Below are 23,959 nucleotides of genomic sequence, written 5' to 3' on the forward strand. Positions count from 1 at the left end.
ACATGCTACACTCCCCGCTCGGTTTCCCTTACGGATAAGTTGGCTGATGATAGGGTAAAGATTGTGATATCTCCCTACTGCTTTGCTAAAGCAGATTTCCTAAATGCCCTTATGGGCGCACCACCTCTCTAGGGTGTACGATCGAAGCATTCAAACTTCCAATAAAAATGGTTTGTTTGTGGAGCACCTGATTTTTCGTGTTTAAATATAAACAAACAAAATGCTCCTGTGATAAAAATCGCATATCATTCATGACATAGTTCGCGCCATCTTCAGGAGAACGGATGACATATCGGTCATCATAGGCAAGGTTAGAAATTCTTCTCCCAATTTCAACAGCAGCTAATACTTGTATAGCTTTTGCTTTTCCAATTCCTTTTATTGCAGTAATTTCAGCTAAGGTGGCATCTTTTAATAAACGTAGGCCATCAAAGCTCGTCAATAGACGATTTGAAAGTTGTAGAACGGATTCATCCTTCGTTCCTGTTCTAAGTAAAATCGCAATTAATTCATGATTAGAGAGACTTTCAGAGCCACTCTGTTCAAATCGTTCTCTTGGGCGTTCGTTTTCTGGGAAATCTCTAATCATTAAAGTTTCCGCTTGCAAGTCTTATTCCTCCTTGTGTCCTAGTCGCTCTAGAACATTAAAAGGGAAGAGGATATCCAAGCTCTTTTAATTCTCTGATAGTTCGAGATAGAGGCAAGCCAACCACCGAATAATAATCGCCGTTGATCTTCTTTACAAGAAGTCTTCCAAAGCCTTGGATTCCGTAAGAGCCTGCCTTATCTAATGGTTCTCCGGTGCTCACATAGCTTTTGATATCATCATCTGATAAGTTCCAGAACTCGACATCGGTCTTTTCGTAAAATGTTGTACTTTTTGTTGGTTCTATAATCGACACACCTGTATAAACAGTGTGTGTCCTACCAGATAACAACTTGAGCATTTCTACTGCTTCATCGCTATTCCCTGGCTTTCCCAAGACTTGTCCATCTGCAACGACAATCGTGTCAGAACCAATGACAAATGCATGAGGGTTTGCCTGTGAAACATGTTTGGCTTTTCGCTCAGCCAAATCCATTACTATTTCTTCAGGGGTATTTTCTGGATTGTAGGACTCATCAACATCCGAGCTCGCGATTTCAAAGTTTAGTTTTAAACTTTCAAGAAGTTCTTTTCGCCGTGGAGAAGAAGAGGCTAAAATGAGGGTTTGCATCAGATCACCTAACCTTACCGTATCAGAAAGGGAGATACAACTTAATCGTACCAAATATTTCTGATATTTTCTATTGAATAAATTTAAAAATTTCTACAATTTAATTATTTCTTTTATGTAAGTAGATTTTTTCATTCTTAAACATGAAATAAGTAGCCCCATCGAATAATACGACGTATAAAGTCGCTACTAAGTTTCAATATAAATAAGTTTACACCAAAAAGGAGCCTTTTCCAAATGGATAAGCTCCTTATTTTTTACAATTCAGACTATCTACTCATCACTATTTCCCAGAAAATAATCGAATGAACTCGAAATTTGTTACTTCAGTTGGTTATAAACTCCTAAGAAATTGAGCAAATGCTGTTGAGCATTTATAAGGAGGGTGGCATCATTTTTTTCTCCATAGCTTTTGATATTTTCACTCGCCCCATCAAGCTCTGCTTTTATCTGTTTAACCTGTTCGTTTTCAGCTGCTTTTAAGCCATTCCATTTTTCTAATTGTCCATTTAAGGAATCTAGTCTATCGGATGGAATCGAATTTGAAAGACTGGCGGTTGTAATTGTTTCCAAAAGAGACTGATAGAGGGAAGGAGATAATTCTAGTATATTTTTATCTGATTCCTGTAATTCGGATAATGATGGACCTCCGAAGGCAACTTCCTTCGAGAAGGTCTCAATTCCCTTGCTTTGTACTTGAGTTCCTATTGATTTGGCATTCTCTATATTATCCGCAAGCCCTACGTATATATAGGAGTTATTTTCGATTTCAATGACTTTTGTCGGAACACCCTTTGTTGCCATTGATTGTGCCTCAGCCTCAGCGTTTTCAGGTGTAGAAAAAACACCTGCTTGAACCATATAGGTTGTGATTGAAGGGAGATCGATTGAAGCTTGTCCAGTTTGACTTTGATCCTCATTCGGTGTATCCTCCGTTACAGGTCCTGCACTAGGCTCATTCGCCGAATCAGATATGACCATTTTTAACATCAAAATTCCAAGACTTCCGCCTAATAAGACAGCGAGAAAAATCGTTAATATAATGGAGGGAAGGACACCTTTTTTTCTAGGTCCTTTCAGCGGACTTCCTTTGTACCCTTTACCTTTTTTTGTTTTTGATTGGGTAACAATGGTATATTCCTTTAGCTCATCATCCTCAATTTCCGGAAGAATCCATTCAAATTCATCTTCTTCCTGTGCTTCTTGGGCGGCTGCTGTTTCTTGCTCCGTAGCCTTTTCCACAGCATGTAGAGGTGATTTTTCTAAAACTGGTATGTCATTCTCCTCTTTTTTAGGAGTTTGTTTATGCTCTTCTTGTATAGGACTCTCTTTTCCATTTATTTTGATCGTGATAGTTTTAAAATCTCCTGGCTTGTCCAATGTGTGTCCTCCTTCCATGTCGAATGCAGGTTTGCATCAAACATAACATAATGGACAAAAAAAATAACAAGACTTTTGTCGTCTTGTTATAGAGATTTTCGTCAAATTTTTTAACGTGAGGGAATCCTTAAAACTTGCCCAACACGAATTTGATCACCTTTTATTTGGTTGTCTTCCTGAATAAGAAGGATTCCAGATTTATACTCATCAGCGTAAAATTGCTTAGCAATCTTCGTCAACGTATCTCCTGATTGCACGATGTACTCTTGCGATTCCGTGCTCTGGTTTTCAATAAAAGTATTAACATCTTCACCCGTCTGCTCAGATTCAACTGAGTTCCCGTTTTGAATTGGTGCTTCAGACTTTGAAGGTTCCTCACCAGAATATTCACCAAAATTACTTAAAGGATTCTTTTTATCCGCTGGCTCAGGTGCCTCCATTTTTGGAAGTCTATCGATTAAGTCTGCTAGAGTTGGCATATAAAAAGCAACTAATACAATTTCATATCGCAAAGGCAGATCCGATTGGCCTTCTTCTATTATTTCCTCGTCTTCTTCGGTAAAATCGATAGATTCGATAATTGTAATCCGCTCTGAGTTTTCCAGAATGCCAATAAACTCTTCGAATTCAAAATAAGTTGGGGACTCGACATTGATCGTAACAGTTATCTTTTTAAGACCTGACGGTAGAGAAACGGACTTCCCGCTATCTTCTGTTTCTGATTCGACATCCTGACCTGTTGCTATACTTTCTAGATCTTCAGATTCCTGGTTATCCTCTAGTTCCTCACCATCCTCAAATTCCATATTCTTTACAAAACTACCAGATACGACTTCTGCTTTCTCAATATCAAGAAGTAGCTGCTGAGACATCGGCTTAACCGGTACCAGTTTTTGCAGGGTAACAGAACTATCAAAAGTGGTTCGATTTGTATCTGTTATCTTATTTTGTAAGGTTGATAAAATTTGTTCTTGAGTTGTTAGCTCATTCTCCTTTAATGAGATTTTCTCCAGCTTAGGATATAGGACAAAGTAGAACACGCTTATAAAGAAAAGAATTAGCACGAAAATAGTTGTGACTGTAATTAACTTTTCCTTTCGATTCATATACCATCTCCTCCTTCTGTGGCGGAGGAGTTATTTTTCTTAAAAAACTCTCGATTTAATTTAACTTCATATTGCCCGAGGTAGCGAGGAATATATTTTTCATTTGTCAGTCTACTTTCATCTGGTCCCTCGTCCGTTTCACCAAACTTTTTATCATAAAATTCGGTCTCAGTATCTAGGCTATTTAATTTTGCATTGCTCACCCAATCCGATTCGAGTAAAGCATTTAAATAATAAGCTGCTTCACGGCTTGTTTCAAATTGCACTTCAAACTGAACTGTGCCCGTTTCTTCATAAGTAAAGGTTTGAATAAAGCCGCGCTCAGGAAGCAAAGCCGTTATATTTTGCAAAACTGGGACTGCTTTTATCGGATAAGCCTGTGCCCACTGAACAGTTCTTTCCAGCTCCGATAATGAGTCAGAAGCTTCATACGATAAAATCTTCTCCTGTTCAGCAGCTACTAACTGCTCGGTTGTGGAAATTTGCTGTTCCAAGCTAGCCAGTTTATTTTCATAGGATCGATTAAGAAAGTAAGCAAAAAATCCACCGAAAAGGAGGATTGCGGCCGCTATGATCGTTAGCAATAAAAGGGATTTATTTTTTACCTCCCGTTGAGGTAAAAGGTTGATCTCGATAAGCATTTATTCCACCCCTTTTAAGGCAAGCCCTAGTGCAAGATTGAAAGTGTACGGAAGATCTTTGGGTCCATTTTGAAAAGATGAGATGGTTTCTAGAGGAACAGCGAATTGTCTTTCTAAATCCTGTTCAATCTGAGAAAGCATCAGATGGTCACCTGCCAATAACAGCTTCGAAACCTGCTTATTACCCTGATGTAAAGAATATCGATAAAAATCCATTAAGCGGTTGATTTCTTTATAGACATCATCTAGTTGAAAAGACAAATCAGATGGCTCCCCTACATACTTTAATTCATATTTCCCATCTCTAGTTAGCTTCTTATCCCACTTCTCCTCATCAAACTCCAAAGGAAGATGATGCATAAAGAATGGGATCGTATTTTCAAAGATACAAATATTTACATCGTTCAATCCAAATTGGACAACAAGCAAATTCTCACCCTTATTTGCATCATTTAGATGATGGTACAGACGATACAAAGCTAAAGGAGAGATCTCTGCTTCGATTGGAGTTAACTTTGCGTCAGTAAGAAGTTCTCTATATTCTAGAACCGGCTCTTCCTGAGCAGCAAAAATCAAAACTTCCTGCCTTTCCTTATCCTTTGAGATGACAACTGCATCGAAGACAGGTTCATCAAATGGCAAATGAATACTAGTACCTAGCTCTAAATACAAGTATCCTTTTAGCTCATCTTCCTTCACTTCTGCAGGAATAGATACCTTACGAATGATCACAAAAGACTCTGGAATTAAGAAACGAACATTGCGCTTCCCTAGCTTCCAATCTTCTACACACTCTTCTAATATATGTAATAGAGTTTCATACTCATTGATTTTCCCATTTGTAATAATTCCATTCGGCAACAACCGCTCTTCCCATTTACTAGGGACCAGTGGCTTTGTTTGCTTTAATTCTAGGTAGCGAATGGAATGGTCATTTATTATTATATTTGCAACTCGTTTTTTCCGAGAAAAGAGTGATAAACCCATATGATGTACCCCTTATAAACCTGTTATTAATTGAAGATACAATAGAATAATTTTTTCATAAAAGAAATAGGCTACCAAAGTTCCCAAAGCAATAAAAGGACCAAATGGGATTGGCTTTTTTCGTTCAATTAGCTTAAATAGTAGAGCAATACCGCCAACTATTCCGCCAAAAAGAGTTGCTAGGAAAAATGATAAGAGCATCGTCTTTGTTCCTAACACAAACCCTATTAAGGCAAACAGTTTAATATCTCCTCCACCCATGCCGCCTTTACTAACAATCGCAATGACTAGCAATAGGGTAAATCCAATGACAGCTCCCAGGAGCGAATCCCACCACGGAGTGAGAGGAACTATGAAACGTTCCAATAAAAAAATCCCCGCAAACACGATTAAAATTTTATCAGGGATTAGCATATACGTAATATCTGAAACAAAGATGATGACCAATAAAGAGATCATTGTCCAAGCGACAATCAACTCAAGAGACCAGCCTAATACGAAGGGAGCTAGCGCAAAAAGCATACCTGTTACAAGCTCCATAATGGGATAGATAGGGGAGATGCGCGACTGACATTGACGGCACTTTCCCCCTTGAATGATATAGGATAGCACTGGAATTAATTCCAATGCCGTTAACGTATGATGACAGTTCGGACAAGCCGATCGTGGTGTAACAATAGATTTCTTTTCAGGCACACGAAGACCTACTACGTTGAAGAAGGAACCGAGAAAGAGACCATATAAAAAAGGTAGAATATAAGCTGTATTCATTGTCTCAATCCCCCGTCTACTACTTTATAAATATTTTTTATCTTAACTTCCAGATTTAACTTCCTTAACTTTCACATTATCAGAAAGTAAGTTTTCCTCAGTTACATTACTGATTGTTTTGCCATCTCTGGTAATAGTAATTGCTGCGTATGTGTATGCCCCGTCCTCTGGAGTAATTGTAATAGAATAATCAGTTTCAGATTTAATATCTAAAAACTGCTCTAATGTTTTATCACCATCATCAGTCAATAAAGTTGGAGCATTTATTGTTGTTGAAGAAGCATAAAGTTTTGCTGCGTTTAAAACTTGTATAGCGTCGGCTTTTAGGGCATCCTCTTTTGATTTTTCAATAATTCCACCAATACTAGGCACAGCAATCGCCGAAACGATCCCCAAAATAACAATAACCGCCAATAATTCCACTAATGTCAAACCACGCTGATTTTTAAGTCTCTTTTTCAAGTTCTTAATCATTCTGTCATCTCCTTTTTTATAGTACTTATTTACTATTATAATTTTACTCTACGAAACTTGTAAATAAAAATAATACTTTGTAAATCTTTGTCTTTTTATCTATCCTACCTGGTTAAAAATTTCAAACATCGGTACCATAATAGAGGTAACGATCGTTCCGACAAGACCCGCCAAAAGCACAATCATCAACGGTTCAATCAATGCTTTTATCCGATCGGTACTATTTTCGACTTCCCTCTCGTAGAAATCAGCTACTTTTCCTAACATCGAGTCTAGAGCACCCGTTTCTTCTCCAATCGCGATCATTTGAGTAATAAGAGGAGGGAATACCCAGTGCTTTCTCATCGGCCCCGTCATCGATTGTCCGCTTTCAAGTGCGTCACGTGACTGGCGAAGGACTTTTGCAATCACTTCATTTTCAACAACATTTTCGACAATCGACATCGCTTGTAAAATCGGTACTGAGCTGCTGAACAAAGAGCTTAATGTTCTTGTCATCCTTGCCAAAGCAGCTTTTTGTAGCATTTTCCCAAAGAACGGGATTCTCAATACAAAATAATCCAAATAATATTTCGAGTTTTTGTTATTTCTCAGGATAAGAATAACAAAAACGAAAGCCAACACTAGCAAAACGACTAACCACCAAAATTTCTGCATAAAACTACTTGCAGATAAAACAAATTGCGTAATGGCAGGGAGTTCACCGCCAAATTCGGCAAACATATCGACAAAGGTTGGCACAACTGTTACTAATAGAAAAATAACAACGGCTATCGCGACAATACCCACGGCAATTGGATACGCAAGAGCAGACTTGATTTTTGCTCTTGTATGATGTTGCTTTTCGAAATGGACAGCCAGACGCTCAAGCGTTTCATCCATACTTCCACCTGCCTCACCTGCACGAACCATGTTCACAAACATTGATGGAAATATCTTTTTATGCTTCGCTGTAGCACTCGACAGAGATTTCCCTTCTCTTAAATCTAGTTCAATCTCTATTAGTGCCTTACGCAAAGGTTTGCTTTCTGTTTGCTCTGCCAAAATATTCGTCGATTCCACAACAGAAACTCCAGCTTTCAACAACGTTGAAAACTGTCTTAAGTAAATCACCATATGCTCTAGCTTCACCGGTGAGCCAATCGAGATATCCCTTGTCAAAATAGACTCTTGCACTTCAGTTATCTCTAAAACTCTTATTCCATCAGTCCGGAGCCTTTGCATTGCGTCTCGTTTAGAAGAGGCATTTACAAAGCCTTGTTTCTTACCTCTTCGATCTCTACCAACATATTTGAACCTTGCCATCTTAGCCGATATTCTCCTGTAAATATGGTTCCGCCAAGTCCTTTGCAATGATATCTGCATGAACGAGCTCTCGAATACTTGCATCTAACGTATGCATGCCTTGAGCTCTTGAAGTCTGCATAACATTGACAATTTGATAGATTTTCTCATTTCGGATCAAATTAGCTACCGCTGAATTATTGATCAAAACCTCTGTCGCGACCCTTCGACCTTTATTGTCCCTCGTCTTGAAAAGACGCTGTGACACGATTGATACAAGGACAGAAGCCAGTTGAATTCTTATTTGTGACTGTTGAGAAGGCGGAAAGACATCAATAATACGATTAATGGTTGCCGGTGCACTTGAAGTATGTAATGTTCCAAATACTAAGTGACCTGTTTCTGCCGCAGTAATTGCAGTTTGAATGGTTTCTAAATCACGCATTTCCCCTACGAGAATGACATCAGGGTCCTGTCGTAGTGCTGCTCTTAATCCATTAGCAAAATTATTCGTATCAAAGCCAACCTCACGCTGGTCAATAATCGAATGGCCATGTTTATGCAAATACTCAATCGGATCCTCTAACGTAATGATGTGTTTTCGCATCGTTTGATTCATATGTTGAATGAGCGATGCCAAAGTGGTAGACTTTCCGCTTCCCGTAGGTCCAGTAACCAATACTAACCCCTGTGGTTTTTCAGCAATTTTTTTAAGTACATTTGGAAGCATTAGCTCTTCAATTGTCGGGATCTTTGTTGGTACAATTCTCACAGCTAAGGACACACAAGAACGCTGAAAAAATGCATTCACACGAAATCTGGAGACTCCCTGAATTCCATAAGAAAAATCCAGTTCCCCTTTTTCCTTAAATTGAGCCCACATATTGTCAGGAATCATCGATTTTGCCATGCCCTCTGTATCTTCTGGAGTAAGGATGTCCTTCCCATAACGCTTCAATTCACCATTGATCCTTAACACAGGTGGAACTCCGACAGTAAAATGAATATCCGATGCCTTTAATTCATAGCCTGATTTTAGCAAATAATCGATTTTGTCCTTCATGTTCTCCACCTCTATTCAGGGATTGCCACTCGTAATATTTCTTCTGTAGTCGTCAAGCCTTGTTTCACTTTTAACAAACCATCGTCAATGAGAAAAATCGTTTTGCCTTTAATCGCTAATTCTCTCAGTTTCGCAAACGACTCTCTGTTCATAATCACTCTTCTCATTTCATCATTCATGACAAGCACCTCTTGTACCGCAATACGTCCCTTGTAGCCTGTCATATTACAAGATGAGCAACCTTTCCCACGGACGATTTTTTCAATTCGCATGCCCCGTTTGGCAAAAATCTCTTGCTCCCGCTTCGTTGGGAATTGTTCCTCGGCACAATCTCTACAAACTCTCCGAACTAGTCTTTGTGCCACTATTCCACTTAGGGCAGAAGCTACGAGAAAAGGCTCGACACCCATATCAAGGAGCCGCGTAACTGTTCCGAAAGAGTCATTCGTATGAATCGTACTTAATACTAAATGACCTGTTAAAGATGCACGGATGGCAACTTCGACCGTTTCCTTATCACGGATTTCTCCAACCATAATGATATTTGGATCCTGTCGTAAAATGGAGCGCAGACCTGCAGCAAAGGTCATCCCAATATTCGGATTCACCTGTATTTGATTGATGCCTTCTAACTGATACTCAACTGGATCCTCAACTGTAATAATGTTTACCTCTTCAGTATTCAGCTTGTTTAAGGCAGCATACAAAGTTGACGATTTCCCTGACCCTGTCGGTCCTGTAATTAAAACAATTCCGTTTGGTTTTTCAATCAAATCGGAAAATCTTTTTAAATTGAGCTTATTAAACCCAAGTTTATGAATATCGTTCAAGGAGCTAGATAAATCGAGAATTCTTAACACCATTTTTTCCCCAAAAACCGTTGGCAATGTGGAAACACGCAGGTCAATTGGGTGAAACTCTAAATTCACTTTCATTCTTCCATCTTGTGGAACGCGGTGTTCCGTTATATCTAAGTTCGCCATAATCTTTATACGAGCTGTCAATAAGCTCTGCAAATGCTTCGGTAAAGTCCGCTCCGTTCGTAGTACTCCATCAACTCGGTAACGAATAACCACCTTTGTTTCCTGCGGATCAATATGAATATCACTTGCCTTCATTACAACGGCATTGGATAGTAGTTGATTCACCAAGCGGACAACTGGGGAATCATCTGCACTAATGCTTTCTTCCTTAACAGCATCATTAACAGGGAGTTCACCCATTAACTCCTCGAAGCCTTCATCGATATCGTAATACTTATTAATCGCACGCAAAATATCGTCTTTTGTGGCAATCGCTGTTTCAATTTGAAATCCCGTCGAAAGACGTAAATCGTCAATGGCAAAATAGTCCATTGGATCAGCCATCGCAACGAAAAGCTTGTCTCCATCTTTCTTTAGTGGAATCAACTGATTTCTCTTCGCCGTTTCTTTTGGAATCAAATGGAATAGCTTTGTGTCAAAGGGATAGCGATATAAGCTAATCAGTGGAATTCCCAGCTGAAATTCTAACACTTCAATTAGCTGTTGCTCGGTAATATATCCTCTTTGAAGCAACGCATCTCCTAGCTTTTGGTTATTATTTTTCTCCGATAATGTAGATTGAAGCTGATCCTCTGAAATAAGACCAGCTTCAACAAGTAAATCTCCAAGACGTTTTCGGGTTTGTTGCTTCATTTTTTGCTCCCCGCTTTTTGGTGATTATTTTGGTATTTCGTTTTCTTTCCCCCATAGAGACTCATCTAGATTCGAATCCTTATTCTCGGGAGCTTCATTTGTGCTCGAAGGAGATTCAGTTGCCGGTTCAGCCCCATTAGTAGTAGGAGGGAGGCTAGTACTTTCTTCATTGACAATTAATCCTTGTACTTCGATCTGATGAATAGGTGGATAAAAATCTTCAGCTACTTGTTCTTTTTTTATCACAGTACCTTGTTCATCGCGCTGCTCTTTGTACACTTTAATTAATTGCCCTTCCTTACCCTCAACCTTAACTTTAATTTCAGTAGGACTAAGTTTTGGGTTGAATTGGCGAATGATTTTAGGCTTGAAGCTTTCCTTCTCAGCCGTGGTTACGACATATTGATATAATAGCTCAGGTCCTCTTAACGAAACTATGATGCCATTATCCTCTTCGGTAAACTCTATAAAATAACTAAACTCATTGGGATTAGAAAAAATAAGGTCTTGATTCAATTCGATATCTGCTTTCGCTTCAAAACCAAGGGTTGCGTATGTTGGAAGCTCATTACTAATATGCCTTTCGATGATCGTAAAATTGGTTGGTAACACCACTTCATAGATCGCAGTAGCAATCTTGCTTAAAGTTTGCGAAGAACTGTTTCCAATTTCATTGTCTATGTAATTTAGTAATGAGAATTGTGAGGTTGCCCCGATTTCGATAGACTTACCTAGAAATAGTCCAAGCTCTCCCTCGTTATCAACCTGGATCGACGACTCATGGAGTGTAGCCATTTCACTTTCTTGGCTATTTGCTAAATAATCTTCAAGGCGAAATTGGTAGTTTCCTGCTTCTAGCATCGAAGCAGTTGCCAATAGATCGCTTTCTAATACATCAACCTTAAGATTTTCTAACGGTAAAGATGTAGAAAATGAGGATAAGAAATCCTCTAATCGCTCCAATTGAACCATCACAAAATTTGTCTGTCCCATTTTTACTTGTTTAATGGAATTCTCAAGGTCAAAATTAAAAATGCTTACATCTAGTGGCTGACTTTTTTCCTTGTATTTCAATGTAATCGTTGTTTCATTGAGCCATTTCGACAATTGTTCTTCTGATAGCTGAAGAGCTTCTTCTGATGATTTCCCGTCAATTGTGAGAGTACCAATCGTAGTCCCTTTAGAAAATAGCTCATTATGATTTATGACAGAAACATACGCGTAGGCACCGAAATGTGAGAAACCCATAATGTACGTTATGCTCATGGTTAAAACCAGAAACAGCTTGATCACTTGCTGATTCCTCACATTGATCGGCCTCCTTAATTACGCCTCTACATTCATAGAAAGTTCAACAACGATGCTTGGACCTTCTTGTTGTGCTCTTTCTACATGTTCTGGAGTTAAGATCGTGCCTTCATAAAATAGAACATTTCCATTTTTATCATAGACATCCTTCGTTAACGTCTTTCCAGAAAGTAATTCAATTTGCTTTTCTTTTAATGCACGTACTTCTTCATCTTCTACTGTGCTCGTTAGTTCTTCAACTAATTCAGGTGCTGTTCCATCTAATTCTTCCACAGAATTTAAGAAGTGAGAAGCAGCATCCTCATTCACAATAATAATATCCTTACCAAATGTAACGACTGAATCTGATGAAAGGGCAACTTCTTTATCTGCAACCTTTAATTGCATGCCAAGAATATTACCTGTATCTTGATCGACAAAGTATTCAATAACTTCCCCGATTAATTCACCTTTTCTCGTCATTACTTTTGTGTTTGTAATCTTAATCTTTTTGTTAACCAATTGATTGGCAATAGGTATTTCATTTAAATCAATTACAGCGCTCTCACTATCCACTGTGACAGCAAATTCTCCAATTCCGACAACCTTTTTAAAAGGAATTGCTTTTACACTAACCTGAAAATCTTCATGTTCAATCGTTAAAAAATCAACTGAACCTTTATCAGGATTAATTACTAAAGATTTAACTTTCCCTACTTGATTTCCGTCTGCGATGCTAATAATTGGTAAACTGCTAATTTGAGTACTTTTCTTCATTAAATTTTCACCACACCTAATCTATAAGTTCACGAAACTATAATATCTGAATAAATTTTACCATGAAGTACCCGAATTCGACATATATAGATAAAATTTACTCATTTGATACATCATTTTAACATGTTATAGGAATTTCATCGTGTTTTTCCGCAATTTTGTTCATATAAAAATTGAATTTCCATATCCAAAATTGGATAATTTGTGAATTTACTACGTAAATCAGTTAAAAGTTCCTGCAATTTTTCTAATTGCTTCTTGCTTATGTAATGCTCAATTAGCAAGCTAGCAAATGTATAATAATCCTGAGCTGGTAAGTCTGGATGTAGATGGTCATTAATATACTGCTCGTATTCGTCAGCTTTCATGTGTTTCCTCGCTAAGTGAAGCTGAGAAACCATTGTGTGAAAGAGCTGTTGTTGGAGAACTGATTTTTGTGTCTCTGCCTTGGTTGGAGGGACCTCTTCAAACGCAGTTACATCATTTTCAAGCTCAGAAGTAGCATCTGATTCTGGCAGTTCTTCACCTAGTACCAAATCTTCGTCAATAGTGCTTGCCTCTAGTTCTTGCTCGTCCTCTAGTACTAGTTCGTCTGTATCAAGGTCTAAAGAAACAGCTGCTTCACTTTGAGCTAGATTTAATTCATTTAATAGAGCTGATTCCTGCTCTTCTGTATCTACTAGTACATTGTCATCATCTTCTCGTGATAGTTGCTCTACATCAAGCTTCACATCATTTTCAGATGTTATAGTTTCAATCAGAAGTTCCTTATCAACAAAAGTAAGCTCTGGAATAACATCCTCGCTCAATTCTGAAGCGATTAGTTCCTCCATTACCTCATCAGTTTCGGAATCGTATGTAGACTCTTCAGTAAGTTCATCCTGCTCTTCAACAGACGATGCTTCGCTTACCTTTTCATCAATTAACTCAAGTTCCTCTTGCTCCACTTCATCAGGCTCTTCTGTATGGGATTCAACAACTTCAGTCTGAGTGACTACTACTTGATTTTCTTCAAGCTCAACACCTTCTATCAGTTGCTCAATCTCAGACATGTAACTTTCTTCTGGAAGCTCTTCTTCCTGCTTGGCTATAGACTCTTCATTCAGTTCTACTTGTTCTTCAGCAACTGATGGTTCGTCAACCGTTTCAGGACTGAGGATATCTTCAACTAACTCAAATTCCACAGACTCTACTTCAGAGATTTCTTCTGCAAGCGATTCTTCGATAGTTACTTCAGTCTTGGAGACTTCTGTATGTTCTTCCTCAGCCTCGGCATCGTCTATTAACTGCTCAATTTCAGACATATAACCTTCCTCAGGAAGTTCTTCCTCCTGAACGACGGTACCGTCCGAATCTTCAGCAATTTCTTCACGTTTCGATAAAAATTCGATTTCCTCTTGTGGCAACGAATCAATATCTACAGTCTCTTCGATAGTATCCTCAATGAGTTCATCGACTTGGAACGCTTCCTCAGTAGGATTATTTTCATCCTTAGAAAGTAGGTCCTCATCTGTCTCAGATGGAGTATGTATCTCCATTGAAATCTTTTCTTCTTCAAGTTCAGCTACTAATGCAATGTCACTCGCAACTGGAAGATCATCCTCATCAAGATTTACTGGCGTATCTTCAGTCAGTAGTTTTTTCTCCGATTCAACTGGAACATTTTCAATCTGTACATCTTCTTTCACATCTTCTTCAACGGTCTTGCCATTCGCGTATAAAAGTTTACTAAACTTTCTATCCAAAATGTATACAGTGAGAACGATGAGTAAGAGAATGATTCCCCCTGCTTGCCAGACTGGGAGGCTACTTTTGACCATAAGGCCTAGATTTGCAAAAACAAATGCAATCAAGATAAGTAAACCTTTCCCTTTATGGGATAATCCTAAGGGCAAGAAGTAAATAATGGGTACTAAAATAATGAGTGAAATTATTGACACAATAAGCTCTTCCATTCATTCACCCCTTTTTGGTATAAAAATCCTATATTTCCGCATTCATATATGACTTTGGATGTCTACATTTTTCTCTCTTTATTTACATTTCTCGACTCTTACATATTGTATAATAAAATAAATGATTTTGAAAGATTACTATAAAAGTTAATTTCAAGGGCCTTCAGTAGTTTTCATAATTCTTATTCTAATTATTATGAACTACTACTAATCTAGTATATTGAACACAAAATTTGTCGTATAATTGATTCAGTTCTATATAAGGTAATTAAGGAGGATTTTTGATGGATTTTCAAGAAGAAAAAGGCTTTACGCTTATAGAAATTCTATTATCCATTGTCATCTTAACGATTATCTTAGTATCGATCATGAATTTCTTCCCACAGATGGGTCTTTTTAATCGACATAATCTCGAAAAGACCGAGGCTATTAATCTAGCAAAAAAGGAATTAGTAGAGTGGCAGAATAAATTTTCAAAGTTAACTAGGGTCAATTTTGAGTACTTTTTGGATTATCCATCCAAGAGTATCATCCCCGAATATGAACACTCTGTAGATCATAATGGCACACGATATTATATCTTTGAGGAAAAAGAGCCCTCTACTGATTATAAAGTTGAGGTTTCTTTAAAGAAGGATTCAGATTTAGAGGAAGATTTAAAGAAAAATTCAGTCTCAGTAGATTTAGATAAGTTAACAAAAATACATCGAGTACACGTGAAAATTTTGAACGACAATAATACTTTAATTAGTGAAATCTACGGTTATTATTTGAATATAGAGGAGTAAGAGAAATGTTTAAAAAAAATGAAGTTGGGATTACTCTCATAGAACTTCTCCTTACACTCAGTATAACAGTCACAATCGGAATCTTAATTTGGAGTGTCTTTTTTCAAGGATTCAACTATTCCAACAAAGCCATGACAAATAACCAATTGCAACAGGAGGCAAATATCATAATTAATGGTTTGGCAAAATACCATCGCAACTTTGAAGTAAATTTAGAGGAAGATTCAAATTCAGAATTGAATTCATACATGGTTAAGTCCTCAAACTGTAAAATTAGTATATCCGCAGTTCCCCCAAATACAACGGAAGTTTTTCAGCATCCACAACTCTGTTTTAAAGCAAATATAACTGATGATGAAAATAATGGCACTGAAAGTACAATTATAATTCACCCAGATGCAAAAGATGTTTCTTTGACCATTAAAGTTAGTGGTACAGATGATCAGAATAGTAATTCTATTATTATTGACACTGTACTATCTCGTTTGAAACGTGGTGATATAGATGAAGAAAATTACTAATGAACAGGGGTATGCTCTCATAACTGTTTTGTTAATAATCGTAATTTTTATGATGCTAGCTTTTTCCTTTATGGGACAAGCTGCTAACAGTATTAAACAAAATGGTGTTATCGAGGAGAACTCTCAATCAGTTGCATTGGCTGAGATGGGCGTTATATATTTCGAGCATGCAGTACGTGCTCTCAATACATCTGTTATTAATGAAATTAAAAATTATGATGAAAATGATGAAAATGATGAAGAGAATTGTAAACTCTACCAGGAACAATACGAAAAACTAGCGATTTGTAAAATGACAAATGCTCTAAACTCAATTACTCTCTCTAAATCTATTGAAGGAAAAACAGACTCTCTTTTTAGTATTAATAGTTTAGTAGATGACGATGACAACGTTTTAAAAATCATAATTTTCAGCACAGGTAAAGAGAAAGATAAGGAAACTACGATTAAAGCAACATTAACAATTGATTATACTCAATTAATACTTAAGGAAGACGAGGATAACTCTGAGAATCCAGTTGAAGAAATTATCATCGGAAAAATAATACCTGATCCAGGGGATTTATCAACTTGTAGTAAGTATAGGGAAGAGTTTACTAATATTATATGCCAGGTTGATGGGGATGCAAATTATGGAAATCAGCTAGAGTTTGAAGATTCAACATTTAAAGTGACCGGCAATTTGACAGTTGGAAATATGAATAATGAAGATATTAATAACTCTACCCTATTTATTAAAGGAAATATGAATGCTGGTAACATGAACAAACTAAACAATGTGAATTTACATGTAGGCGGAGCAGGTACTTTCGGAAATTTTAATGGTGGTGGATTAATTGATTCAACAATCGAAATAGTAGGAAATGCAACAATAGGAACTATGGATCTCAAAAACTCTAAGATATTTATTCGAAGTAAGACAGTAATGGGAAATATTAATAGCATGGAAGACTCTATTATTTACATTGATTCAGATGCTACAATTGGCGGTGTAAATTTAAATCACGAGTCTACTATTTGTGTAAATGGTCAACTAACTATTGGCCACATTAATGATCATAGCAATAACACGAGCAAAATTTATGCAAAATCTACTATTCCTGCAAACAAACAAGGGGTTATTACTAGTCTAACTGCTTTTGACAATTCCTGCGGCCGGAACACAGATGAGGGTTTACCGATAATATGGGGAGATGCGCCAGTTACAACAGAAGAATATGAATATCAATAAAAGTTAAAGTCAGAATTAACTTTTGGATCAGAGTATTTCTATTTTTGTTATTCCATATTTTCATATTAGAAAACTATTGATTGAATCGTAATGTGGTAACTCCTATAAGAAGACCAGGAGAGACTTCCGGCGTACAAAGCACTTTATAGCTCTACCACGCCCGCGGAAAGCGTCCGTCTGGAGTGGAAATCTACAACTTATACTCAGCAGCAAAAAGAGGAGATCCCAATCTAATTATGGGACATCCTCTTGCTCTTATTTCACATATTCCGCAACTTTATTTCTTCCGTTCTGTTTTGCACCTACATAAAGTGCTCTATCTGCGTGCCTAATGAGTGACATGGCATCTTCTGCATCGATTGGGGCACAGGCAACTCCTATTGAAGCTGTAATCTGAATCGTCATTTCCGCTTGCTCTTCTTGAATATGCTCTGTTAAAACAAATGGTCGATTCGCAATGATCTGTCGAATAATCTCCGCCATTTGTAGTGCAGCATATTTATCAACATCAGGCAGCACGATAAGAAACTCTTCTCCTCCATATCTAGCCACGATTCCAGTCTCTTCCTCGATATAACCCGCTAGGCGATTCGCAATCTGTTGCAGAATTTCATTTCCGCTTTGATGCCCATAGGTATCATTCACAGATTTAAAATGGTCTATATCTAGCATAATAACGGACAGACACTTTCTTCTACCGCTTACTAGCAAGTTATATTCTTCATTCAACTTTCTTTCAATGTAGCGATAATTATAAAGCTTCGTTAAGGCACATCGTTCACTATCTTCTCTTGTTCGTTCATAGTGCTTAGCATTTTCAATCGAAACAGCAAAATAAGAACTGAGAATATCGACAATCATTAGCTGAGCTTTTTCATAGGCACGTTTTTGTTGGGATGCCAAAAGAAGAATTCCGATTACTTCATTACTTCGGACAATTGGAACACAAATAATACTTTCCACTGACTTTGGCATATACCCTTCTACAATATCTTTCCATTCTTTTTGTGAATGGTATAGAACAGCCTTTCCAGATTGCCAAACATGTCCGCTAATGCCCTCGTTCTTTTTCAACGGTAGAACATCCATAAATTCATCAGTGTCTTTTTCGACTCTTCTGATTAATTGTAGCTCGTCATCCACAACATCCAATATGTATGCAAAGTCAACAGGGAACATCCCTGTAAGCTTTTGAATATATAAGTCTATTACTTCTTCCACATTCAAGCGCTCGGCAAGCTCATGACCGATTTCAGCAGCATTTTGCAGGTAATGATTTACCTTATCACTAGAATGATAGAGGTTTAATATCACTGCTAAACTCGCAAAAGGAATACTCACAAAAACAATCGAAATTAATCCTACCTCTTGATACAGAATGTATAATATAAGGCCAATTGGGAGTATAAGAGTCGTAGTCACAGCCTCCCAAATGAAATCTTGGTCGAAAACATCCCTTTTACGTTTTTGTACAACATATGCAAAAAACGTTAAGATGAAATGATTTAGGAGGAAATAAACAAATGCATAACCAAATGCTAATAAAAGATTTTTCGGGCTATCCATTAGATCGATACCATGTGTACCACCAATCGCATAATAAATAAGCCCACTGGCGACTGATACAACAAAAAACATGAACCAGTTCAACGGTAACCGATACATGTGCTCCTTAGGTACTCTTATTCGAATCAAGACTACGATAAGTGCTAATTGCATAAAAATAACTTCTGCAAAGAGACCAAAAGTGAGGAATACTGTAAGTGATACCCATTGAATGTAGAAAATAGGTGTATTGTTGATGATTAACGGCGTACCTGCAACAAAGAGTGTCAAAAATAAAAAACACAAAACATCAAAATTCAGTAAGTTAGTAGCAGGGGGATAGAAATGATAGGTAAGTCCAATTCCAACCGGCACTACTGAGAGCCACAAAAGCCAAATATTTCTTTTTACATGTGGTTCTATCAATCGAATCCCCTCCTCTACAAGTTAGTAAAATAGTCATAGTTTCCAATTATTAGTTTATCAAATTTTCTAACTTTTGTCACATATTTTACTATTTCACAGCGGTGAATTATAGAGTTTTTTCTACAAACGGTTTGACCTCTGATAAGAAGTAGAGGGAGCCCGTGATTATAAGCATCTCTTCCTTATTTAGTAATTGAAATTCTTCCGTAATTGCCTGTTTCCAATCAGATTGAATCCTTTTGTCTGTTCCTGTACTAATCGCAAAAAGCTGTTCAGCATCCGCTGCTCGAGGATAATCAAAGTCAACAAAAGTAATAGAATCCGCAATTGAATCTAGTTTTGCGATCATTTTGTTCAATTTCTTATCCCCTAGAGCCGCAAAAATCACTCTCTTTTTCTTATCTTTGTATCGTCTGCTTAGTTCATTTACAAGAGTAGTAATTCCTTCTTCGTTATGTGCGCCGTCAAGAACGATTAGAGGATAGTGAGAAACAATCTCGAAACGACCTGGCCAGTACGCCTTTTTCAATCCAGAAAGAAAATGAGCATCATCAATAGCAAAGTCCTCTTTTAAAAGAAGTGCTGCCATTACAGCAAGAGCTGCGTTCTCTGTCTGATGCTGTCCATACATCGAGATTTCGATATTTTCAATCGTTTGGAAAGCTGTTCGAACAGTAAAACGTTCTCCCTTTTCAATCGACTCATGATTTTCAATGGAAAACTGTTCCCCAAGCTTATAAATAGGTGCGTCTTGCTCGAGTGCTTTTTCCTCGATCACGCTGTACGCCTCCGGCTGTTTTACCGCTGTTAAAATCGGTGCGTTTCTCTTAATAATCCCTGCTTTTTCAAAAGCAATCTTCTCATGGGTTTCGCCTAAAATACTCGTATGATCTAACCCAATGCTTGTAATAATTGATAACATCGGTTCGATAATATTCGTAGAATCAAACCGGCCTCCAAGTCCAACCTCATACAACACAATATCAACCGACTGAATATGGGCAAAATAATAGAAAGACATCGCTGTGATGACTTCAAATTCAGTTGGTGCCCCTAGATCCGTCTCTTCAAACTCTTCACTCAACGGTTTGATCAAGTTAGTCAACTTAATTAGCTCCTCATTGCTCATAGGGAAACCATTGATAGAGATTCTTTCGTTGAACTGCTCAAAATAAGGTGAAGTAAAGGTACCTACTCTTAGCCCTGCTTCTTCTAAAATCGAACGCAAAAACGTGACGGTTGAGCCTTTCCCATTTGTACCGCCAATATGAACAGTTTTCAATTTTTTCTCGGGATGATCAAGTCGCTCCATCATCCATTCCATTCTCTTTAAACCGGGTTTTATCCCCAACCTTAAACGGGCATGAATCCAATTCAAAGCTTCCTCATATGTATGAAACATCAATGTATCCACCCTTTTTTCTGTGTCAGCCACAGCCTTGAAAAAATTTTTTATACACGGAAGACGAATCCTACTAGATGGATTCGTCTTCTCTTAACCTATTTGCTTATTCACCTTTTAATTCTTTAATACGAAGTTCTACAATTGTTTTCTTTTCAAGATAATCTTGTTCTTTCGCACGTTCTTCTTCGATAACCTTCTCAGGTGCTTTTTTTACAAAGCCTTCATTGCTTAATTTCTTTTGAACGCGCTCAACTTCCTTATTCCACTTATCAAGTTCCTTCTCAAGACGAGCAATTTCTTCTTCAATATTGATGAGCCCTTCAAGTGGTAAAATGATTTCTGCTCCTGTTACAACAGCAGACATTGCCTTATCAGGAGTTGAAACTTCAATGCCTAATACAAGCTCTTCTGGATTACAGAAACGCTCAATATAGGAACGGTTCTTTTCTAATGTATCAAGAATCCCGGCATCTTTCGCCTTAACAATCATTTTAATCTTTTTGCTTAATGGAGTATTTACCTCTGCACGAATGTTACGAACAGAACGAATCATTTCCACTAATAGCTTCATTTCAGCTGATGCTTCACTGTCGGAAAGCTCTGCATTCACTTCAGGCCATTTAGCAACAGTAATGGACTCTCCTTGATGAGGGAGGTTTTGCCAAATTTCTTCTGTAATGAATGGCATGAATGGATGAAGTAAACGCATTGTATTATCAAGAACATAAGCTAAGATCGAACGAGTCGTCTTTTTCGCTGCTTCATCATCTGAGTACAATGGTAATTTAGCCATTTCGATGTACCAATCACAGAAGTCATCCCAAATGAAGTTATAGAGAACACGACCAACTTCACCAAACTCATAACGGTCTGACAATCTTGTTACGGTATCGATCGTTTCGTTTAAACGTGTAAGAATCCATTTGTCTGCAACAGATTTTTCGCCACTCAAGTCGATTTCATCGTAAGTTAAGCCTTCCATATTCATAAGGGCAAAGCGAGAAGCATTCCAAATCTTATTGGCAAAATTCCAAGTTGCTTCAACTTTTTCGATGCTAAAACGTAAATCCTGTCCTGGTGAGCTTCCAGTTGATAAGAAATAGCGTAAAGAATCTGCACCATACTTATCAATAACATCCATTGGGTCCACACCATTACCAAGAGATTTACTCATTTTACGTCCTTGCTCATCTCTTACTAAGCCGTGAATTAAAACATCGTTGAATGGACGCTCTCCTGTGAATTCAAGCCCTTGGAAAATCATTCTCGATACCCAGAAGAAAATAATATCGTAACCAGTTACAAGTGCCGCAGTTGGGTAGAAGCGTTTAAAATCAGCTGCTTCCGTATCTGGCCAGCCCATTGTTGAAAACGGCCATAAAGCTGAACTAAACCAAGTATCCAATACATCTGTATCCTGCTCCCAGTTTTCAATATCTGCTGGAGGTTCATGATCAACATAAACTTCACCTGTTTCTTTATGGTACCAAGCAGGAATGCGGTGTCCCCACCATAACTGACGGGAGATACACCAATCACGAATATTCTCCATCCAGCGTAGATATGTTTTTTCAAATCGGTCTGGGACAAAATTAACTTTCTCTTCTTTTTCTTGAAGAGCAATTGCCTCATCAGCAAGTGGTTGCATTTTAACGAACCATTGAGTAGATAAATACGGTTCAACTACTGCTCCACTTCGCTCTGAATGCCCAACTGAATGCATATGCTCTTCAATTTTAAAGAGGATGCCTTCTTCTTGAAGGTCCTTCACAATTTGCTTACGGCACTCAAAACGATCCATTCCTTTGTATTTACCAGCACGGTCATTCATTGTACCGTCCTCGTTCATCACTAGGATACGTTCTAAATTGTGACGGTTTCCAATTTCAAAGTCGTTCGGATCGTGAGCTGGCGTAATCTTAACAGCACCTGAACCAAATTCCATATCCACATAATCATCGCCGACAATTGGAATTTCACGGCCAACGATTGGTAAAATAACGGTTTTCCCAATTAGATGCTTGTAACGGTCATCCTCTGGATGAACTGCAACAGCCGTATCACCAAGCATTGTTTCAGGACGAGTCGTTGCTACTTCAATATGACCTGATCCGTCTGCTAGCGGATATTTCATATGATAGAAAGCACCTTGAACATCCTTATAAATAACCTCAATATCGGATAAAGCCGTTTTTGTAGAAGGATCCCAGTTGATGATATACTCACCGCGGTAAATAAGCTCTTTTCTATATAAAGAAACAAATACTTCACGAACAGCCTTTGACAAACCTTCATCAAGAGTGAATCTTTCGCGGCTATAATCTAGACCTAGACCGAGCTTAGACCACTGCTGACGGATATGTTCCGCATACTCTTCTTTCCATTTCCAAGTTTCTTCAACAAACTTTTCGCGACCTAAGTCATAACGACTTTTTCCTTCGTTACGAAGCTTTTCTTCAACCTTCGCTTGTGTAGCAATTCCGGCATGGTCCATTCCAGGTAACCATAATACATCATAGCCCTGCATTCGTTTCATACGAGTTAAAATATCTTGAAGCGTTGTATCCCATGCATGTCCTAAGTGAAGCTTCCCAGTTACGTTTGGAGGCGGAATTACGATTGTGTAGGGCTCTTTCTTTTCGTCACTTTGCGCTTCGAAAAATTTCCCCTTTAACCACCAATCGTAGCGACCCTTTTCAATGGAATTGGGATCATACTTTGTAGGCATTGCTAATTCATTAGATTCCATAGTCTATCTTCCTTTCCTGATTACTAACCTTATACAAATAAAAAACTCCATTCGCCTTAGAAAAGGACGAATGGAGTTGCTTCGCGGTACCACCTTTTTTCCAACCAAAATAGAATACTTGATTGGCACTTAAATCGATAACGGTTTTCCCGTCTTTTACTACTCGAAAGTTCTTTCATAAAAGATGCTCAAGGGCGACTTCCTTTGGAATTACTTAGAAAACCTTTCAGCTAATGGTTTTCCTCTCTAAAAGTCAGTGTCCATAGTACTCTTCCCTATCAAAGCCTATTCCTTATTTATATATTCATTATACTACCTAAAAACGAAGGGTAACGTCAATAAGGATATCCGATTTTTTTATATTATATACATGTTTCTGATCATTGTTCCATTCAGGAAAAGTTTTAGACACAATCCAGAAACTGTGGACATAAATTAAATTAAGGCTCTTTTACTAGTAGAAATGGAGGGAAAATGATGAGGAGAAGATATAATCCGTATTCGCTTCCGCCTTGGCTGCGAAAGTCGCGAGGGGTGCTTGGGCAGTTTATTATTCCATTTTGTATTTTTCAAGGAGTTCGAACACTCCTGTTCCCAACTGCGTTTGATGTACTATTTTTAATCGCCCTTATATTAATTGCTTTTGCTTTCAAAATGGACTTGATTTAGGAGCCCG

General features: G+C 37.8%; 20 protein-coding genes, 1 pseudogene and 1 other annotated feature. Of the genes and pseudogenes, 4 read left to right on the plus strand and 17 right to left on the minus strand.

Annotated elements, in window-relative coordinates; translation table 11 throughout:
* Positions 1-115: 115 nt before the first annotated feature.
* The 14 genes and pseudogenes from radC to FAR12_RS19220 form a co-directional block, all read right to left on the minus strand.
* Positions 116-589, minus strand: a pseudogene (gene radC, locus FAR12_RS19155) (RadC family protein); the annotation flags it as partial.
* Between the two features lie 55 nt (positions 590-644).
* Positions 645-1,217, minus strand: coding sequence for a Maf family protein (locus FAR12_RS19160; RefSeq protein ID WP_126410387.1), 573 nt, complete (start codon positions 1,215-1,217; stop codon positions 645-647).
* Between the two features lie 321 nt (positions 1,218-1,538).
* Positions 1,539-2,597 carry an SPOR domain-containing protein gene (locus FAR12_RS19165; protein ID WP_170972258.1) on the minus strand — a complete coding sequence of 353 codons (1,059 nt, stop codon included), beginning with the start codon at positions 2,595-2,597 and terminating at the stop codon, positions 1,539-1,541.
* A gap of 110 nt (positions 2,598-2,707) precedes the next feature.
* Positions 2,708-3,703 carry a LysM peptidoglycan-binding domain-containing protein gene (locus FAR12_RS19170; RefSeq protein WP_126410389.1) on the minus strand — a complete coding sequence of 332 codons (996 nt, stop codon included), beginning with the start codon at positions 3,701-3,703 and terminating at the stop codon, positions 2,708-2,710.
* Complete coding sequence (locus FAR12_RS19175) at positions 3,700-4,344, minus strand: PilN domain-containing protein (RefSeq protein WP_126410390.1); 645 nt, start codon at positions 4,342-4,344, stop codon at positions 3,700-3,702. The genes FAR12_RS19170 and FAR12_RS19175 overlap by 4 nt, the downstream gene beginning before the upstream one ends.
* Positions 4,345-5,331 (minus strand): type IV pilus biogenesis protein PilM, encoded by a 987-nt coding sequence (gene pilM, locus FAR12_RS19180; protein WP_126410391.1) that lies wholly within the window; start codon positions 5,329-5,331, stop codon positions 4,345-4,347.
* A gap of 12 nt (positions 5,332-5,343) precedes the next feature.
* Complete coding sequence (locus FAR12_RS19185; protein ID WP_126410392.1) at positions 5,344-6,102, minus strand: prepilin peptidase; 759 nt, start codon at positions 6,100-6,102, stop codon at positions 5,344-5,346.
* 42 nt (positions 6,103-6,144) lie between these two features.
* On the minus strand, positions 6,145-6,576 hold the full coding sequence (locus FAR12_RS19190; RefSeq protein ID WP_126410393.1) for a type IV pilin protein: 432 nt from the start codon (positions 6,574-6,576) through the stop codon (positions 6,145-6,147).
* A 99-nt stretch (positions 6,577-6,675) separates the two neighbouring features.
* Positions 6,676-7,881: a type II secretion system F family protein gene (locus tag FAR12_RS19195; protein ID WP_126410394.1), complete on the minus strand. Its 1,206-nt coding sequence runs from the start codon at positions 7,879-7,881 to the stop codon at positions 6,676-6,678.
* Position 7,882: 1 nt separating this feature from the next.
* The gene (locus tag FAR12_RS19200) at positions 7,883-8,923 is read right to left on the minus strand and encodes a type IV pilus twitching motility protein PilT (RefSeq protein WP_126410395.1); all 1,041 of its coding nucleotides are present in this window, start codon (positions 8,921-8,923) and stop codon (positions 7,883-7,885) included.
* A gap of 11 nt (positions 8,924-8,934) precedes the next feature.
* A complete protein-coding gene (locus tag FAR12_RS19205) occupies positions 8,935-10,599 on the minus strand; it encodes a GspE/PulE family protein (protein WP_126410396.1) in 1,665 nt (554 codons plus the stop codon).
* A gap of 24 nt (positions 10,600-10,623) precedes the next feature.
* Positions 10,624-11,907, minus strand: a complete 1,284-nt coding sequence (locus FAR12_RS19210) for a G5 domain-containing protein (RefSeq protein ID WP_126410397.1) — start codon at positions 11,905-11,907, stop codon at positions 10,624-10,626.
* Between the two features lie 18 nt (positions 11,908-11,925).
* The gene (locus tag FAR12_RS19215) at positions 11,926-12,663 is read right to left on the minus strand and encodes a PRC-barrel domain-containing protein (RefSeq protein WP_126410398.1); all 738 of its coding nucleotides are present in this window, start codon (positions 12,661-12,663) and stop codon (positions 11,926-11,928) included.
* Positions 12,664-12,800: 137 nt separating this feature from the next.
* Positions 12,801-14,618 carry a hypothetical protein gene (locus FAR12_RS19220; protein WP_126410399.1) on the minus strand — a complete coding sequence of 606 codons (1,818 nt, stop codon included), beginning with the start codon at positions 14,616-14,618 and terminating at the stop codon, positions 12,801-12,803.
* A 284-nt stretch (positions 14,619-14,902) separates the two neighbouring features.
* Here FAR12_RS19220 and FAR12_RS19225 point away from each other — a divergent pair, with 284 nt between their 5' ends.
* From FAR12_RS19225 to FAR12_RS19235, 3 genes are read left to right on the plus strand one after another with little or no spacing between them, the layout of a single operon-like run.
* The gene (locus tag FAR12_RS19225; RefSeq protein ID WP_126410400.1) at positions 14,903-15,406 is read left to right on the plus strand and encodes a type IV pilus modification PilV family protein; all 504 of its coding nucleotides are present in this window, start codon (positions 14,903-14,905) and stop codon (positions 15,404-15,406) included.
* Between the two features lie 5 nt (positions 15,407-15,411).
* A complete protein-coding gene (locus FAR12_RS19230) occupies positions 15,412-15,927 on the plus strand; it encodes a hypothetical protein (RefSeq protein WP_126410401.1) in 516 nt (171 codons plus the stop codon).
* Positions 15,911-17,158, plus strand: coding sequence for a hypothetical protein (locus tag FAR12_RS19235; RefSeq protein WP_126410402.1), 1,248 nt, complete (start codon positions 15,911-15,913; stop codon positions 17,156-17,158). Before FAR12_RS19230 ends, FAR12_RS19235 begins: the two co-directional genes overlap by 17 nt.
* A gap of 255 nt (positions 17,159-17,413) precedes the next feature.
* Here FAR12_RS19235 and FAR12_RS19240 read toward each other — a convergent pair whose 3' ends face one another.
* The 3 genes from FAR12_RS19240 to FAR12_RS19250 all read right to left on the minus strand — a co-directional run bounded on the left by FAR12_RS19240 (position 17,414) and on the right by FAR12_RS19250 (position 23,283).
* On the minus strand, positions 17,414-19,129 hold the full coding sequence (locus tag FAR12_RS19240) for a GGDEF domain-containing protein (protein ID WP_126410403.1): 1,716 nt from the start codon (positions 19,127-19,129) through the stop codon (positions 17,414-17,416).
* 106 nt (positions 19,130-19,235) lie between these two features.
* Complete coding sequence (locus FAR12_RS19245; protein WP_126410404.1) at positions 19,236-20,531, minus strand: bifunctional folylpolyglutamate synthase/dihydrofolate synthase; 1,296 nt, start codon at positions 20,529-20,531, stop codon at positions 19,236-19,238.
* Positions 20,532-20,637: 106 nt separating this feature from the next.
* Positions 20,638-23,283: a valine--tRNA ligase gene (locus FAR12_RS19250; RefSeq protein WP_126410405.1), complete on the minus strand. Its 2,646-nt coding sequence runs from the start codon at positions 23,281-23,283 to the stop codon at positions 20,638-20,640.
* A gap of 59 nt (positions 23,284-23,342) precedes the next feature.
* Positions 23,343-23,574: a binding site (T-box leader), on the minus strand.
* 186 nt (positions 23,575-23,760) lie between these two features.
* Here FAR12_RS19250 and FAR12_RS19255 point away from each other — a divergent pair.
* The gene (locus FAR12_RS19255; protein ID WP_126410406.1) at positions 23,761-23,952 is read left to right on the plus strand and encodes a hypothetical protein; all 192 of its coding nucleotides are present in this window, start codon (positions 23,761-23,763) and stop codon (positions 23,950-23,952) included.
* Positions 23,953-23,959: the final 7 nt, after the last annotated feature.

This window comes from Bacillus yapensis, assembly GCF_005280205.1.
GTDB classification, from domain to species: domain Bacteria; phylum Bacillota; class Bacilli; order Bacillales; family Cytobacillaceae; genus Robertmurraya; species Robertmurraya yapensis.